The organism is Hugonella massiliensis (assembly GCA_001486445.1).
Classification (GTDB): Bacteria; Actinomycetota; Coriobacteriia; order Coriobacteriales; family Eggerthellaceae; genus Hugonella; species Hugonella massiliensis.
In genome coordinates this window covers 1354192-1370223 of record LN908986.1, presented here as the reverse complement: position 1 = coordinate 1370223, position 16032 = coordinate 1354192, and the positions used below count along the sequence as shown (strand labels likewise).

Genomic DNA, 16032 nt, shown 5'->3' with positions numbered 1-16032 from the left:
TTTCGCGGTGACTGCCGCCTAGCGGCTTTTCCCTATGGTAGCGCACCCGGGGACGCGCGGACGGCCCAATTAACGGGCCCTCAACCGATCTGCGGGGGCCTGCGCCCTTGCGCTAGAATACCCAGCACAACAAGTGAAAGGTACGCGCGTATGCTAGAACCCAATCAAGACCGGCACGGATTCCACGTGCTCTCGCGCGAGCCCCTCGCCGAAATCGACGGCGAAGCCTTCGTGCTCCGCCATGAGGCGAGCGGGGCGCGGCTGCTCTATCTGAAAAACGACGACCCCAACAAGGCCTTCTCGATCGCCTTCAAGACCCCGCCCGCCGACGACACGGGCGTTTTCCACATCTTGGAGCATTCGGTGCTTTGCGGGTCCGACAAATTCCCCGTCAAAGAGCCCTTCGTGAACCTGCTGAAGACCTCGATGCAGACCTTCCTCAATGCGCTCACCTTCCCCGACAAGACCATGTACCCGGTGGCGAGCACCAACGAGCAGGACCTGCTCAACCTGATGGACGTGTACCTCGACGCCGTGCTCCATCCGGCCATCTACGGCGACCGGCGCATTTTCGAGCAGGAAGGTTGGCACTACGAGCTCGACGAGGCAGAGGGGGCGCGCCGGCTTTCTTACAACGGCGTGGTCTTCAACGAGATGAAGGGCGCCCTGTCCGACCCCGAAAGCGTGCTCTACCATGCGCTTGGCACGGCCCTCCTGCCCGACACCTGCTACGCCTTCGAATCGGGCGGCGACCCGGCGGCCATCCCCAGCCTCACCTACGAAGGCTATCTCGACACCCATGCCCGCCATTATCGTCTCGACAACTCCTACATCGTGCTCTATGGCGATATGGACGTCGACCGCGTGCTGGGTTTCCTTGACGACCGCTACCTGTCGAAGGCCGAGCGACGCAGCGACGAGGCTCCCAACGCGATTGGCCGGCAGGCCCCCTTCGTGGCCTCCGACGCCACCTTCGAAATGGATACGGCGCCCGAAAACGCTTGCGTGGGATTGGCCTACGCGGTGGGCGACGCGCACGATTTCGAACGGGTGCTCGCGGCCGACGTGCTCGTCGACGCGCTCATGGGCGGCAACGAATCGCCGATCAAGCGCGCGGTGCTCGATGCGGGCATCGGCGGCGATTGCACGGCCTATCTGATGGATTCCCAGGCCCAGCCGGCGATCATGTTCCTGCTGCGCGGGGCGCATCCGGGCGCGGCGGACGCCTTCCGCTCAATCGTCGAAGACCAGGCCGCCGCGCTCGTGCGCGACGGGATCCCCAAGGACCTCTTGGGCGCGAGCTTGGCGCAGATGTCCTTCGACCTGCGCGAACGCGACCGCGGCATCGCCGACGGCGTTGCCCTTGCCATGAACGCTCTGGCCGGCTGGCTCTACGACGACGCCGATGCGACGACCTACCTGCACTACGAGGAGCCGCTCGCGCATATGCGCGCCGGGCTTGAAGGCACCTATTTCGAGGACCTGCTCGAGGAACTCGTGGTGGAAAGCGGCCACAAGGCGCTCGTCGACCTGGTGCCCACCCCGCAGGAGGGGGCCGGCGCTCAGGCGGTAGAACTCGCCCAAAAGGCCGCCGCTCTTTCCGACGACGACGCTGCGCGCATCGAGGGCGAGGTAGAATCGCTGCGCGAGCGCCAGGAGGCGCCCGACGCGCCCGAAGACCTGGCGACGCTGCCGCATCTGCGCGTCGACGACATCGGCGAGGGCGTACCCGACCCCGCCATGGTCGAGCTTTCCGAAACGCCCTTGCCCTGCCTCTACCACACGGTGCCCACGCGCAAGATCGACTACCTCTACGCCTACTTCGATCTGGGCCGCGTGGCCTGGGAAGACGTTCCCTACGTCACGGTGCTCGCGTCGCTCTTGGGCCAACTGGACACCGACGAGCGCACCGCCGCCGAACTCGATGTGGAAAGCCGCCTGCATTTGGGGTCTCTGCGCTTCTTCACCGACGTGCATGTCGATACGGCCGACCCGCGCACCTTCCGCGCCACGCTCACCGTGGCGGCGAGCGCCCTTTCCGAAGAGGTCGAGAGCCTGGCTGCGCTCCCGCGCGAGGTGTGGGCGCAGACCCGTTTCGATGACGCGGCGCGCATCAAGGACGTGCTCGTGCAGCAGCGCATCGCGATGGAACAGGGCTTCGCCAACGAAGGACACGCCAAGGCCTCGGCGCGCCTGCAGTCCTACCTCTTCGGCAGCGGGGTACTCGCCGACCGGCTGTCGGGCGTGGGCTACTACCTCTTCCTGAAGGACCTCATCGCCCATTTCGACGAGCGCTTTGAGGGGCTGAAGGCAAAGCTCGCCCAGGTGAGCGCCCAGATCTTCGTGAAAAACGATGTGGTGGTGAGCTTTACCGGCGCACCCGAGGACCGCAACCGCTTCTTCGAGCTTGCAGGCGACTTCGACCTGCCGGAAAGCCCCGAACCGCCCTTTGGGCTCTACGTTCAGATTCCCCGACCCGAAATCAAGCGCGAGGCCTTCATCGTCCCGAGCGACGTGTCGTATGTGGCCAAGGGCGCCGACGTGCACCAGATCAGCGATTACGCGGGCGCCTGGGTGGTGCTGGGCAACGCGCTGTCGCTCGACTATCTGTGGAACGAGGTGCGCGTGAAGGGCGGGGCCTACGGCGTGGGCTTCAAGCGGACGCCGATGGGCTTCGCGCGCTTCTATTCCTTCCGCGACCCGCATATCGACGAGACCATCGAGCGCTACGACCGCGCCGCCGACTGGATCGCGTCGTTCGACCCGAGCGAAGAAGAGATGGAAGGCTACATCGTGTCGACGGTGGCGGCGCACGACGCGCCGGTCAAGCCGCGTTTGGTGGCGCGCCGACAGGACGTGGGCTACTTCGCCCATAGGGCGCCCGTATGGCGCGAGATGTTGCGCGACCAGGAGCTGCGCGTCACGCCGGAAGCGGTGCGGGCCTGCGCGGGGACCCTGCGCTCGGTGGCCGCATCGCCGGCCGTGTGCGTGTTCGGCTCGCGCGAGGCGATCGAGGCGGCCGATGCGCCCTTCGACCGCGTGGTCGATCTGCTCGCCGAATAGAGGCGGCGCGAAAGCGCCTGCAACGAAGGAAAAGCGCCTGTCGGTTTGCTGCCGGCAGGCGCTTTTTCGCGAAGGAGGGCACGCGTACCCAGGGTGCCGCTGGGCCGCGCGGGAGCGCTTGCCTAGCCGACCTGCTTCTTGGCGGCCTTCCACAGGTCGTTGAGCTCGGCGGTGGTGTAGTCGTCGATCTTCCTTCCGGCCTTCCACGCCGCCTGCTCCATGGCTTCCCAACGGCGGCGGAACTTGTCGCAGCTGCGGCGCAGGCAGGTTTCGGCGTCGAGGTGCTCTTTGCGGGCGACGTTGACCAGGGAGAAGAGGATGTCGCCGAACTCCTCTTCGGCTTCGGCGCTGCGCGGGACGGCGGCTTCGAATTCGGCGACTTCGGAGCGCACCTGGTCCCAGACCTCGTCGACGGTGTCCCACTCGAAGCCGGCGCCCACGGCCTTGCGCGAGATTTCCTGGGCCTCCATGAGGGCGGGCTGGGTGCGGGCCACGTCTTCGAGCAGCCCGCGCGGCGCTTCGGGGTCGAGGCCGGCGGCGCGCAGCTTTTCGGCGTGCTTGGCGGCCTTCTGGGCGCGTTCGTGGGCCTTCACGACGTCCCAGAGGGCCTCGACGTCGTCGGCGTCTTCCACGGTCGATACATCGAGTCCGGCGGCCGCGAAGGCAGCTTCGGCACCGAAGACATGCGGGTGGCGACGGACGATCTTCTCGTTGACGTCGTGGGCCACGTCGTCGATCGTGAATTCGCTGGCGTCGGCGGCAATCTGCGCCTGCAGAACCACTTCGAGCAGGACGTCGCCGAGCTCCTCGCGCATGTGGTCGACGTCGCCTTCCTCGATGGCGGCGACGGCCTCGAAGGCTTCCTCGAGCATGTTCTTGGCGATGGAGGCGTGGGTCTGCTTGCGGTCCCAGGGACAGCCGTCGGGGGCGCGCAAGCAGGCGATCGTTTCGACGAAGGCGTTGAATTCCGGATGGTCAACAGCGGTTGCGGGGCGGGGGACGGGCAAGTAGGCGTGCTCTTCGCTCATGGGCGGTCCTTTCTCTGGCGGGTGCTGGTGCAAGGATACCGCGTCGGGCGGGACGACGTAGTGCTAGCGTGCTTCTACCAAGTCGATGAGTTCCTGTTTCTTATGAACGTCGCACTTGGCGTAGATGCGCTTCATATGCGTGCGCACGGTGTTCTCGGACACATAGAGCTGTTCGGCGATGCTGGCGACGGTATAGCCGCGTACGACGTAGTCGGTCACTTCGGTTTCGCGGTCGCTTAAGCCGTAGGCCTGCTGGGCGGCGGAAACCTTAAGGGAGAGACGGTCGTTGAAAGCGCCTCGATTGTGCATCTTCTCGGAGCCTACGGATTCGGAACGGGGCTTAGAAGCAGGTCGGTTGCCTGCGGCTTGCTCGTCGTCTCGCACGGAATCTGTTTCGACAGTTGCGGAGACGGGCGCTATGAGCTGGATATCGCCGCAAATGAGCTGGGACCGTGCGTTCTTGAAGTCTATCGATCCGAAAAAGAACATGAGCGACAGGATCGAGACCGCTAGAAGCGCCGCGATGAAGAGCACGGGAAGCCCTTGGGAAGAAAGGTAGTCGGAGCCGGTTCCTACGAGGAAGCCTACGTCGTGCATGGCGTAGATGACGCCGCCGAATAGACCGAAGGCGAATCGAGGGGCGATGCCGTTGTCGCGCGAGATTTGGGCGCACTGCATCATCGCAAGCATCAAGCCGATGGAATAGAGGGCGAACAGCGCTGCAGCGAGGAAACGCGTATAGGAAATGTTGGCGAACGGCAGCAGGGCGAAAGCGACGATGAGGAGCGGGAAGACGATTCGGTAGAGCTTCATGATGTTGAGACGCAGCCCTTTTCGGGACCAGAGGAAGATGACGAGAAGCGCTACGGCGAGCAGGGCAAACATGGAAAGCACGTTCACTATGGTCCCGATTTCGGGCTGCTCGATTGCGATGGACCTTACTACGCCAGCGCAGAAGGCAATCGCCCCCACGGCGAGCATGCTGCGCCATGAAGCGGTGACGAATCGACGGTAGACGCGTACGTTCTCCGAGGGCTTGTCTTCGAACATCGGTTGGCTGAAGTCGATGCGGCGGTTGCTCAGAATGAGGGCGAGCGTGAACAAGGGGGCGAAGACAAGGGGAATGAGGTAGGCGGTCACTGCATGGGGGAGCAGATAGAGAGCGAAATAGATGACAGCTGAATAGGCGAATCCGCATATAAGGTCGCGCATGCCCTCTTCGGGATCGCTTGCTGCGAAGAACTGCTGCCAAGGAAGGTAAAAATGCGCACTTCCGGCGCCGAGGGCTATGCCGCCTGCAATCGAGAGCGCGAGTTCGAAGCCGTGAAGGTACATGGCGGCAACGAGACAGGCCCAGCCGATGGCGTACACGAAAGCAGCGATGAGAATCAACGAGGTGAGGGCGAGCCGATGCTTGATGTAGCTTGCCCGTGCGAGCAGGAACAGGGTGACGAAAAGGGCGACGGATTGCGACAAGTAGAACCAGAACATAACCTCGTGGGTTTGCAGGCTCATCGGTAGAAAGGGAAAGACGCCGCCCCAGATCCCCGTGGCGTTCACGGCTAGGAAGAGGGCATAGCCGAGTATGCCGACGTTCGGCGCAATCTTGTCCAACGGCATGCTTTGCACGTGTTCCTCCCTCTGTTTCGCGCACCTGATGATAGCAAAGGCGCACGGGCGGGGTTGCGGCAAAGCTCGCAGGGTCATTGCATGGGGAGAAACTGTTTCCCCAGCTCAAACGGGTGTAACCATAAAATCGCACGATTTATGTGACAGGGGTCTCGGGTGGGTTCTGGTAGTTTTGTCTGCGGAGGGAGTCCCGTTCGGCGGATGCAGGTAGATGCCGTTGCCCTTGCAAGGAAGGGGATTTCCGAATGAGAAGGAGAGGAGAAGCTATGCCGAAGACCGACATGAGCCGTAGGACGTTCGTCAAATCGGCGGGCGCGTTGGCGGCACTTGCGGGAGCCGGCAGCGCAGTCGCGCTGACGGAAAACGTCGTTCAGGCAAAGGCCGACGAAGCCGCGGGTACGGAAGACATCCATTGGAGCCAGTGCAACGTGAACTGCGGTGGCAACTGCATATTCAAGTGGCATTCCAAGGATGGGAAAATCCAATATATGGAAACCGACGACACGGGCGATGCTGATTTCCAGGCGCGCGCCTGCCTCCGCGGCCGCAGTATGCGCCGTTGGGTGAATTCCCCCGATCGCCTGCTCTATCCCATGAAGCGCGTGGGTAAACGCGGCGAGGGGAAGTTCGAGCGCATCAGCTGGGATGAGGCGATTGATACCATCGCCGACAAGTTGAAAGACACTATCTCGCGTTACGGAAACGATGCGATTCATCTCATTTATGCAACGGGCATGTATTCCACCACGGGCAACCCGTCCAAGCGCCTCCTGGACGCATGCGGCGGATACTTGGCTCGTGCCTACGACTATTCCACCAACCAGATTTTGGTTGCGATGCCGTACATGTACGGTTCGGACAAGAAGAAGGGGAGCGTATTCAGTCCCTATGATGCGGTGAACGCATCATCGATGACTGAGGCGGCAGACCATTCCGACCTTTTGGTGATGTTTGGCAACAGTCCCGCGGAGACGCGTATGGGCGGTGCCAACACTACTTGGGATTTCGCCCGCGCTCGTGAAGCAATTAAGGCGCGTGGCGGCAAAGTCATCAATATCGATTATCGAATGAACGAGTCCGCGTCCGGCCATGCCGATGAGTGGCTGCCCATTCGCACGGGAACCGATGCCGCATTGTGCATGGCCCTTATTCACGAGTTCATCGTGGACGGGAAAACCGACGAGGAATTCTTGCTCACCCATACCGTTGGCTGGGATGAACAGACGATGCCCGAGTCTGCCAAGGGCCAGAACAAGTCTTTCAAGGACTATGTGATGGGAACCGGCTACGACAAGGTGGAGAAGACTCCGGAATGGGCGGCGCCGATCACGCAGATTCCCGCTGAGAGGATTCGCGAGCTGGCTGCGGATTTGGAGAACGCCAAGGCGCCCTTTGTATGCCAAGGTTGGGGCCCGCAGCGCCATACGAATGGCGAAGATACGACGCGTGCGATCTGCATGGTTCCGATTGCTCTGGGCCAAATTGGAAAGCCGGGCACCAATACGGGCCAGCGCGAGGCTGAGCCGCCTACGTACCTGGTCGACAGTCTTCCGAACGACGATGCAGATTCCGAAACGGGCGTCGTGCCTGAAGGCGGTGTACCTGCAAATGCGGTAACCTGGTCCATTCCTTGTTACGAGTGGCTCGATGCCGTGGACCATGGCACCGACATGTCAACAACGAATGCGGGTATTGTCGACAAGAAGAATGCGCTGCCCGACGGCAAGCTCAAGAACAACATTCACTTTATTTGGGACTATGCGGGCAACTGCATCACGAATCAGCACGGCAATATCGACAAGGTCCATGAGATGCTCAGCCAGAAGGACGATGACGATTTGTTCATTTTGGTTTGGGATACGGTACTGACGGACTCCGCCAAGTATGCGGATATCTTGCTTCCGGATGCGATGCGCTCTGAACAGCTGAACATGCAGACGCAGGGATACAGCGAATGGTATACGGGCGTTACGGTAGGCGGGCCCGCGCAGGAAGCCCCAGGCGAATGCCGTTCCAGCTATGACGTGATGGCCGATATCGCCGACAAAATGGGCGTGAAGGATGAATTCACCCAGGGCAGAACTCACGATGAATGGGTGCAATACCTCTACGAGCAAGGTCGGGAGGCCGCTGCTCTAGAAGACATTCAGATGCCCACGTGGGAAGAAATCAAGAAACAGGGCGTGTTCAAGCAAGCGCTGCCTAACGTCATCGGCCTTGAAGATTTCTGCAAGGATCCCGAAGCGCACCCGCTGGGCACTCCCTCTGGGAAAATCGAGATTTACTCTGAGGCGTTGGCGCATATCGCTGATACCTGGGAATACGACGAAGATCAAATCATCAGCCCCATCCCTCGCTTTACCGCTGGCTTCGAAGGATATGGCTCCACGACCGATGAGTACCCGCTGTATTGCGCCGGTTTCCATCACAAGTCTCGTACCCATTCGAGCTACGGATTCATCGACGAGCTCAAACAGGCCGCCCGCCAGCAGGTGTGGATCAACCCAATCGATGCCGACTCGCGCGGTATTTCCAATTTGGACCAGGTACGCGTGAAGAGCCCTGCGGGTGAGATTCAAATCGAGGCGCGCGTCACGAACCGCATCATTCCCGGAACCGTCGGCATCCCCCAGGGCGCGTGGCACGATGCGGACATGGATGGCGACCGTGTGGACAAGGGCGGCTGCGTCAATACGCTCACCACGTATAAGCCCAACGCCCTCTCCCGTGGCAACGGCCCGGCGCATTCCATGATCGTGCAAGTGACGAAGGCGTAGGGGAGGTAGCGAAATGACCCAGTACGCGTTTTATTTTGATAGCACGCGGTGCACGGGCTGCAAGACCTGTGAAATGGCGTGCAAAGACTATAAAGACCTTAGCGTCGACACGGCCTACCGAAAGGTGTTCGACTACGAGGGCGGTTCCTGGGACGTCGCCGATGATGGCACGTGCATGACCACGACCTTCGTCTACCACATCTCGATGTCGTGCAACCATTGCGATAACCCTGCGTGCACGAGCGTCTGCCCCACGGGGGCCATGCACAAAGATGCCGAAACGGGCCTCGTGTCCGTGGACGCCAACAAGTGCATCGGCTGCGGCTACTGCCATATGGCCTGCCCCTATAATGCTCCGCGCGTCGATCGGTCGCTCGGCCATTCGGTGAAATGCGACGGTTGTGCCGATCGAGTGGCGCAGGGAAAGAACCCCATGTGCGTGGACGCGTGCCCGCTCCGTGCACTCGAATTCGGCACGGTGGAGGAAATGGAGCAGCTCGGCGAACGTGCAAACATCGCGCCGCTGCCCGACAGCTCCTACACCAACCCGAACCTCTACATCAAAACCAACGACGATGCGAAGCCCGTCGATTCGGACGAGGGCAGCGTCATCAACACCGCGGAGGTGGCTCAATAATGGAAACTGCTTTTGCCGAACTGCCTCTGGCGGTGTTCACCACGTTGGCTCCCTTGGGCGCAGGCGCTTTCCTTGCCCTCGCGGTCGCCTTTTCCGCAAATGATTACGACGAGACGGCTTTGAAGAGAATCGACAAGCTTACCTGGGTGCCGTTTGTCGCGGTACTGGTGGGTTTCGTCGCTTCCGCCCTTCATACCGCCAACCCGTCTCACGGCGTGTTCGCCCTCAGCGGTTTGGGGCATTCGCCACTGACGAATGAGATTTGCGTGGGCGGTGTGTTCGTCCTCGTCGCTCTGGTGTACGCCCTTATGGCCACGCGTGGCAAGCTCAAGGGCGGACGCAAGGCGTTCGCCCTCGTGACGGGCGTGCTCGGAATCCTGTTCGCCCTCTTTGTCGGGCTTGCCTATAACGTTGCGACCATCGCGTCGTGGAGCACCCCGCTCGTGCCCGTCGAGGTGCTCGGGTTCGCCCTGCTGGGAGGCAGCGCGTTTGCCGCACTGGTGCTGGCAGGCAACGAAGGCAAGGCGGCGCACACGCTCAGTTTGCTCGCAGTGATTGGAGCGGTCGTCGCCGTTATCGCCCAGGTGGCCCATCTCGTACTGGTGGCCGGGGCATCGAACGCTGTGTCTTCGGGCGCTCAGCTTGTGGGCGGCGCGATGGGTTGCGCTGTCGTGGGCATCGTGCTGGTGCTGGTAGCATGCTTCGAGTTGGCGCGCGGCTACAAGGGCGCGATGACGTCCGCTATCGCCACGCGTGCGATCGTGGAATCATGTGTAGGCGTTTTCATGCTGAGGCTTGTCTTCTACGCGCTCTACCTTTCGGTTGGCGTGACGGTGATGTAGCATTCGGCGAGCGGGTCGAGCGATCGGCCCGCTCTTTTTGCGCGTGGGCGGAACGCGCTTGCGCAACAGATGAGCGGAGGACAGTCATGGCGGTTGAGGTGAGCGAAGGGCAGCTTGATGGGTTGACGTTCGTTGGGCAAACGTTGGCGCCCCTGTTTTTGGAAGACCCGCTGGCGGATGGTGCGGGGGTCGTGCTCGACGCTTTCGCGTCCCTTGAAGTGACGGAGGCTGCAAACGAATGGCCGTTCGTCCTTCCTTCTGAAATAGAGCCTTCCTTGGAGAAGATGCGCAAGGGTGCCTCCGGCGATCGCGCAGAAGCTTCGGAAGCGTATCGCCGTTTGTTCATCGGTCCCGGTCGTAAAGAAGCGAGTCCGTGGGGCTCGGTCTATACCGACCGCGATGGCGTGATGTTCGGGTCGACCGAAATCGCCCTTCATGATTGGCTGTCTGCCAACGGGGTATCCGTCTCGGGTGGCCATGCCCTGCCCGATGACCATATTGGTACTATGCTCCAGCTTATGGCATGGCTCGCGGTACAGCGTCCCGAGCTGGTGCGTACCTTCCTTGAGGCTCATTTCCTTACCTGGGCTTCGCACTATCTGGAATTGCTGAGATCCGTGAGCCGCCATCCGCTTTACGAAGGTCTTGCCGAGGTGACGGATGCGACGTTGTCGGGCGTGAGCTCTTCGCTGCAATTGAACGTGCAGCCTGCGAGATTCTATCGATAGGGGAAACTATGGCGGGAGCCGATCTTGCGTTTTCCAATGCACTGGGCGAAGTGACCCTTGCCGTCTTCACTTCGATAGCACCTTCTGCCGTGTTTGCGGTGCTCGCATTGCTCGTGCCGCTTTCGTTCGGTCGGGTAAGCGAGGGTGCGAGACGCGAGATTCGCAAGAACATGTGGATTCCGCTTCTGCTTTGTATGGTCGGGCTTATCGCATCCGCCACTCATTTGGGCAATCCCTCGAACGCCCTCTATGTGCTGTCGCGCGTAGGTGCGAGCCCTCTTTCGAATGAGGTGTTCACTGCGGCAGGGTTCCTTGCGCTCGTTGCTATGTACTGGCTCTGCGGTTTCATGCTGCAATGGCATCGCGGGGTTGATTGCGCCTTGCGCATAGGAATGTGCGCAATGAGCGTCGTGTTCCTGGCGATGATGAGCGTTGCCTACTCGGTGCCTACCATCAGGACCTGGGACAGCCCCTTGTTCGTTGCAACGGTACTGGTGAGCTCCTGCATGGGCGGGCCCTTGATCGCCCTGCTCGTCCTATGGGTGTCGAAAGGCTTCGAGTGCTCGCGCCGGCTGGCCTGTTGGGCATGCGCGGTTTCGGCCGTTGCCGCTCTTTCGTGGGTTGTGCTCCATCTTATCGTCGGCGGGGGCATCCTCGGTATGCGCAACGAGGTCTACGTCGTTTCCGATTTGGTGCCGCTGTACTATCCCATGCTCTTTGTTGTCTCGCTCTTGCTCTGCGCTTCGTATGTTGCGCTGGCGTTCGGGATTCGAGCGAGAGGGGGAGAAGGCGCTCGAAGGCGATCGGTTAAGAGCGTTGCGCTGCTCTCTCTTTCGCTCTCCCTTGTCTTCGTTGCAATTTTCGCCATGCGATTTTCCTTTTACATGATGCATTTGACGGTCGGGGTCGCGGTGTAAGGTTTGCTATTGAAGCCGTTTCCCCAGTTCAGAGATGAGGCGAAAAAGATTTCGAAAAAAGTTTCAGAAAATGCTTGACCGAAATTCGGTCTTTGCTATTATACATATCGCTGACTTACGGGGCCTTAGCTCAGCTGGGAGAGCGCATGGCTGGCAGCCATGAGGTCAGGGGTTCGAACCCCCTAGGCTCCACCACAATTGCCATCGCCGGTATCGAAAGATGCCGGCGATTTTTGTATGTTCAGACGACGACGGGCGCCCACTATCTTGAGCAGTTGCCAGGGCGTTCGGCCGGGGCATGTGCGTGAGATTCAAGCGCATTGCTTGAGGGGTCTGCCAAGGGAAAGGCCAAGCGCATCTTCCGCTTGACGGAACGGACGTTGCAGAATCCCGTGCGTTTGCTCAAAGCGCAAGGGAATCGCACGCCGAACAGGAAATTATCTTCTTGGAGCTCGTTTTACAGGCTTGTTGCATCGGAAAACCGCCATGACCGTGCATCTTGAACGGAATCCTGCATCAACCGTGCATCCCGTGCGGGGCGCTTCGCTCGCCGGCTGTGCATGGCGAGCATCTCCATTGCCTGCCGACCGCCTGCGTCGGGTTGGGCCCTGCGCCGCCAACCGACCGCCCGCGCCAGACGGGGACCAACGCCGCCTGCCCTCTGGCCCCTTCTATAGAAGATGCGCCTGCCAAGCGGCACGAAGCATTGGCATCGTCTATTGTCTTCCGCATGTCGAGGGACAGCCGTCCCCCTGTTCTCCCAGCTCACGTGCGCATTGGCGCAACGAGCGCTCTCTTTAGTAGTCCCCCGCAGTCCCCCGCATTATTGCAATTATATTTGCGCTGCGGGGGAGGGGTGGTCAGAATGCAGGACGGCGACCGAGCACGAGGGGTTTCGGCGCCATTCGCTTTTTTAGAAAGAGGAGCCTTTCCCTATGTCCATTCAAATGTTGCATGGCAAAATCCACCGCGCGACCGTGACCCAGGCCGCCCTCGACTACGTGGGCAGCATCACAATCGACGAGGACCTTATGGACGCTGCCGGCATCCTGGAATACGAACGCGTGGAAATCGCCGACGTCAACAACGGCGAGCGCCTAGTCACCTACGTGATCGCCGGCGAACGCGGCAGCGGCATCATCTGCCTCAACGGGGCGGCCGCCCGCTGCGCCCAGCAGGGCGACAAGGTCATCATCATGGCCTACGCCGCCGTCGAGCCCGAAGAGGCCGCGGCGCTCTCGCCCAAGGTCGTCTTCGTCGACGACGACAACAAGATCTCGCGGGTGACGCGCTACGAGAAGCACGGCCTGCTGGCGGATATGGACTAACGGTCCTTCGAGAAGGGATTCCAATGCAGATCGCCTACACGGTAGAAGATGCCAAACGGATCACGCGCGCATGGAAGAAGGAAGGTCAGACCATCGGGCTCGTTCCCACGATGGGCTACCTGCATGAAGGCCATGCGAGCCTGATCAAAAAGGCGCGCGAGAACAACGATAAAGTCGTTGTGTCCGTGTTCCTGAACCCTATCCAGTTCGCGCCCAACGAGGACCTCGATTCCTATCCGCGCGACTTCGACCACGATTGTGCGCTCGCCGAGGAAATGGGCGCCGACCTCGTGTTCCATCCCGAGCCTTCCGAGATGTACAAGAATCACGAGACCTACGTCAACATGGGCCTGCTCACCGAGAGCATGGACGGCCTGGCGCGCCCGATCCACTTCCGCGGCGTCTGCACGGTGCTCACCAAGCTCTTCAACATCATGCAGCCCGACAACGCCTACTTCGGCCAGAAGGACGCCCAGCAGCTCGCCATCGTGAAGAAGATGGTCTTCGACCTCAACTTCGACGTGAAGATCACCGGCTGCCCGATCGTGCGCGAAGACGACGGCCTCGCCAAGTCGAGCCGCAACACCTACCTGTCTCCCGAAGAGCGCGCCGCCGCCCCGGTGCTGTCGCGCTCCATCGCCGAAGGCCAGCGCGTCATCAAGGCGGGCATGGCCTCTGCCGACCTGGTCGCGCAGATGATGAAGGTGCTCGATAGCGAGCCTCTGGCCGACACCGAATACGTGAAGGTCGTCGATGCGCTCACGATGCAGCCGGTCGAGACGATCGACCGTCCGGTGCTCGTGGCCATGGCCGTGCACGTGGGCCCCACGCGCCTGATCGACAACTTCAGCTGGGAACCGGAAGACTAGGGGCACCTATGGCCACGCTATCCAAAATCGGCAACGTGCTTACGCGCTACGTTGCGGTGATCATCATCGCCCTGTCCGTGTGGGCCTTCTTCGCCCCGGGCATGTTCTCCTGGGCGACCAACTACACCACCGTGTTCTTGGGCATCATCATGTTCGGCATGGGGCTCACGATCAAGGCGAGCGACTTCCGCGTCGTCTTCACCCATCCCAAAGAGGTTGTGCTCGGCGCCGTGTGCCAGTACACAATCATGCCGCTTGCGGCGTTCGCCCTGGCCACGGCCCTGCATCTGCCGGCCGATATCGCGCTCGGCGTGATTCTAGTGGGCTGCTGCCCGGGCGGCACGGCGTCGAACGTGATCACCTACATCGCCAAGGGCGACGTGCCCCTGTCGGTGGGCATGACGATCGTGTCGACGCTTTTCGCGCCGCTCGTGACCCCGGCGCTCGTCTACCTGCTTGCCGGCGCCTGGGTGCAGGTGTCCTTCTGGGCCATGTTCCAGTCGGTCGTGCAGGTGGTGCTCCTGCCCGTGCTCGCCGGCATTCTGGTGAACTTCATGGCCGGTAACGCCGTTCAGAAGATCTCGGGCGTGCTGCCGTTGGTGTCGGTGCTCGCTATCGCGCTTATTGTTGCCGGCATCGTGGCCGTCAACAACGCCAAAATCGTGCAGTCGGGTGCGCTCGTGCTCGCCGTCGTGGCACTGCACAACGGCATCGGTATGGGGCTTGGTTATCTGGTTTCTCGCGCGTTCAAGCTCGACTATCGCAAGACCACAGCCCTCTCCATCGAGGTGGGCATGCAGAACTCGGGCCTGGCAGTGAGTCTGGCGGCAGCCAACTTTGCCGCCAATCCGCTGGCGACCCTGCCGGGCGCCGTTTTCAGTGTGTGGCACAACATCGCGGGATCGATTTTCGCGAGTTTCCGTTGCCGCCATACCGAAGAGCCCGAGCTTGCGGGGGCCGATGCGAAGAAGTCGGCTGCGGCGTAAGAGTCTGCCCATACGTGCAAAAGGGGAACGGGGTCGTCCGGTGGGCGACCCCGTTTTTTCATTGCGGCCGGGCGCGCGTCGGAGGATGGTGAACAAAGGTGTATGCAAGTGCGGAACACCGACGCGCGGCCTTGATCCGGCAGAAGGTCTTCGTGGGCGTGTTCCCCGAAGACGATACGTATCTTACGCAGGCTGTGGAGCATGCGTGTACCTGAATAGGTACAGGTGAGTGAAATCCTTCGAATGGCGGACTTTGCGAAGAGCCGTCTGCTCGTGGCTATTTGTGGGAAACTGGGACGGTCGTCGAAAGGTCGCGCCCATGCTTCTGTTTACCGGCTTGAATCTGTATCTGCTCCTGTTCCTGGCCATCGCCTTGGCTCCCGCCATCTACCTGATGATCTATGTGTACCGGCTCGATCCGATCGACAAGGAGCCGGCCGGCCTGCTCTGGTCGTTGGTGGTTGCAGGTGGGGCGGCGGCTTTGGTGGCCGGTCTGATCGAAGCAGTGGGCATGCAAGTCTTCGGGCTCTTTTCGGGGCTCGACCCCAACAGCGTGCAGTTCACCGTGGCGTCGGACTTTTTGGTGGTAGGGCTTGTCGAAGAGGGCATGAAGTACGTCCTCATGGGCAGGCGGACCTGGCGCGCGCGGGCTTTCAACTGCCGATTCGACGGCGTGGTGTATGCGGTCTTCACCTCGTTGGGATTCGCGGCGGTAGAAAACGTGATGTACGGTCTGACTTATGGGACGGGCGTGCTCTTCGCCCGCGCCTTCATGGCGATTCCCGCCCATATGGGCTTCGCCGTGCTTTTCGGCATGTTCTACGGGCAGGGCAAGCTGCTCGACGCCCGCGGGCATGGGTTGGTGTCGAAGGGCTGCGTTGCAGTGGGCTACCTGCTGTCGGTGGGTCTACACGGGCTCTACGATTCCACCGCGATGGTGCAGACCGAGGAGTCCATGGGCGCCTTCTTCGTGGTGGTGATTGCAATCTACCTGATCAACTTTGTGATTGCGCGGGCGGCGGCGCGGCACGATAAGCGCTTTCAATAGGTGCCGGGGCTGGCGGGACGCGTGCGCGTCGCTCGCACTCCCGGTGCCGGGCGACATTTTCCCGTCGCGCCCGCCTTCACCCGGACCCCGGCTGCGCTTTTCCCTTCGAGCCCGCACGTCTGCACGTGCGTCCGGAAACGAAATGGACGCCGCCATGGCACGCCAATCGAGTTTTCGAGC

The 16032-nt window shown here is 61.4% G+C and carries 12 protein-coding genes and 1 tRNA gene; 11 read left to right on the top strand and 2 right to left on the bottom strand.

The window, feature by feature from the left end:
- Positions 1 to 150 precede the first annotated feature (150 nt).
- Entirely contained in the window at positions 151 to 3063 is a 2913-nt protein-coding gene (locus tag BN3270_RS08675) for an insulinase family protein (protein ID WP_058986689.1), read from the top strand.
- Positions 3064 to 3185: 122 nt separating this feature from the next.
- Here BN3270_RS08675 and mazG read toward each other — a convergent pair whose 3' ends face one another.
- Both mazG and BN3270_RS08665 read right to left on the bottom strand, forming a co-directional pair.
- Positions 3186 to 4091: a nucleoside triphosphate pyrophosphohydrolase gene (gene mazG / locus BN3270_RS08670; RefSeq protein ID WP_058986688.1), complete on the bottom strand. Its 906-nt coding sequence runs from the start codon at positions 4089 to 4091 to the stop codon at positions 3186 to 3188.
- A gap of 63 nt (positions 4092 to 4154) precedes the next feature.
- Positions 4155 to 5711, bottom strand: a complete 1557-nt coding sequence (locus tag BN3270_RS08665; RefSeq protein ID WP_167551334.1) for a helix-turn-helix domain-containing protein — start codon at positions 5709 to 5711, stop codon at positions 4155 to 4157.
- Between the two features lie 275 nt (positions 5712 to 5986).
- Here BN3270_RS08665 and BN3270_RS08660 point away from each other — a divergent pair, with 275 nt between their 5' ends.
- From BN3270_RS08660 to BN3270_RS08615, 10 genes are all read left to right on the top strand, one after another.
- Positions 5987 to 8497, top strand: coding sequence for a DMSO/selenate family reductase complex A subunit (locus BN3270_RS08660; RefSeq protein ID WP_058986686.1), 2511 nt, complete (start codon positions 5987 to 5989; stop codon positions 8495 to 8497).
- Positions 8498 to 8510: 13 nt separating this feature from the next.
- On the top strand, positions 8511 to 9134 hold the full coding sequence (locus BN3270_RS08655; RefSeq protein WP_058986685.1) for a DMSO/selenate family reductase complex B subunit: 624 nt from the start codon (positions 8511 to 8513) through the stop codon (positions 9132 to 9134).
- A complete protein-coding gene (locus BN3270_RS08650) occupies positions 9134 to 9976 on the top strand; it encodes a dimethyl sulfoxide reductase anchor subunit family protein (RefSeq protein ID WP_058986684.1) in 843 nt (280 codons plus the stop codon). Before BN3270_RS08655 ends, BN3270_RS08650 begins: the two co-directional genes overlap by 1 nt.
- An 86-nt stretch (positions 9977 to 10062) precedes the next feature.
- Positions 10063 to 10704 carry a molecular chaperone TorD family protein gene (locus BN3270_RS08645; RefSeq protein WP_058986683.1) on the top strand — a complete coding sequence of 214 codons (642 nt, stop codon included), beginning with the start codon at positions 10063 to 10065 and terminating at the stop codon, positions 10702 to 10704.
- A gap of 8 nt (positions 10705 to 10712) precedes the next feature.
- The gene (locus BN3270_RS08640) at positions 10713 to 11621 is read left to right on the top strand and encodes a dimethyl sulfoxide reductase anchor subunit family protein (RefSeq protein ID WP_058986682.1); all 909 of its coding nucleotides are present in this window, start codon (positions 10713 to 10715) and stop codon (positions 11619 to 11621) included.
- Positions 11622 to 11740: 119 nt separating this feature from the next.
- Positions 11741 to 11816: transfer RNA gene (locus BN3270_RS08635), tRNA-Ala, on the top strand.
- Between the two features lie 740 nt (positions 11817 to 12556).
- On the top strand, positions 12557 to 12949 hold the full coding sequence (panD, locus tag BN3270_RS08630) for an aspartate 1-decarboxylase (protein WP_058986681.1): 393 nt from the start codon (positions 12557 to 12559) through the stop codon (positions 12947 to 12949).
- 23 nt (positions 12950 to 12972) lie between these two features.
- The gene (panC, locus tag BN3270_RS08625) at positions 12973 to 13818 is read left to right on the top strand and encodes a pantoate--beta-alanine ligase (RefSeq protein WP_058986680.1); all 846 of its coding nucleotides are present in this window, start codon (positions 12973 to 12975) and stop codon (positions 13816 to 13818) included.
- Between the two features lie 8 nt (positions 13819 to 13826).
- Positions 13827 to 14804 carry a bile acid:sodium symporter family protein gene (locus BN3270_RS08620; RefSeq protein ID WP_058986679.1) on the top strand — a complete coding sequence of 326 codons (978 nt, stop codon included), beginning with the start codon at positions 13827 to 13829 and terminating at the stop codon, positions 14802 to 14804.
- Positions 14805 to 15123: 319 nt separating this feature from the next.
- A complete protein-coding gene (locus BN3270_RS08615) occupies positions 15124 to 15852 on the top strand; it encodes a PrsW family intramembrane metalloprotease (RefSeq protein WP_058986678.1) in 729 nt (242 codons plus the stop codon).
- Positions 15853 to 16032 lie beyond the last annotated feature (180 nt).

Coding starts and splice junctions, on each gene's coding strand:
- BN3270_RS08645 (WP_058986683.1), top strand. CDS start 10,063: ATGGCGGTTGAGGTGAGCGAAGGGCAGCTTGATGGGTTGACGTTCGTT.
- panC (WP_058986680.1), top strand. CDS start 12,973: ATGCAGATCGCCTACACGGTAGAAGATGCCAAACGGATCACGCGCGCA.
- BN3270_RS08675 (WP_058986689.1), top strand. CDS start 151: ATGCTAGAACCCAATCAAGACCGGCACGGATTCCACGTGCTCTCGCGC.
- BN3270_RS08615 (WP_058986678.1), top strand. CDS start 15,124: ATGCTTCTGTTTACCGGCTTGAATCTGTATCTGCTCCTGTTCCTGGCC.
- BN3270_RS08665 (WP_167551334.1), bottom strand. CDS start 5,711: ATGCCGTTGGACAAGATTGCGCCGAACGTCGGCATACTCGGCTATGCC.
- BN3270_RS08655 (WP_058986685.1), top strand. CDS start 8,511: ATGACCCAGTACGCGTTTTATTTTGATAGCACGCGGTGCACGGGCTGC.
- BN3270_RS08660 (WP_058986686.1), top strand. CDS start 5,987: ATGCCGAAGACCGACATGAGCCGTAGGACGTTCGTCAAATCGGCGGGC.
- panD (WP_058986681.1), top strand. CDS start 12,557: ATGTCCATTCAAATGTTGCATGGCAAAATCCACCGCGCGACCGTGACC.
- BN3270_RS08640 (WP_058986682.1), top strand. CDS start 10,713: ATGGCGGGAGCCGATCTTGCGTTTTCCAATGCACTGGGCGAAGTGACC.
- BN3270_RS08650 (WP_058986684.1), top strand. CDS start 9,134: ATGGAAACTGCTTTTGCCGAACTGCCTCTGGCGGTGTTCACCACGTTG.
- mazG (WP_058986688.1), bottom strand. CDS start 4,091: ATGAGCGAAGAGCACGCCTACTTGCCCGTCCCCCGCCCCGCAACCGCT.
- BN3270_RS08620 (WP_058986679.1), top strand. CDS start 13,827: ATGGCCACGCTATCCAAAATCGGCAACGTGCTTACGCGCTACGTTGCG.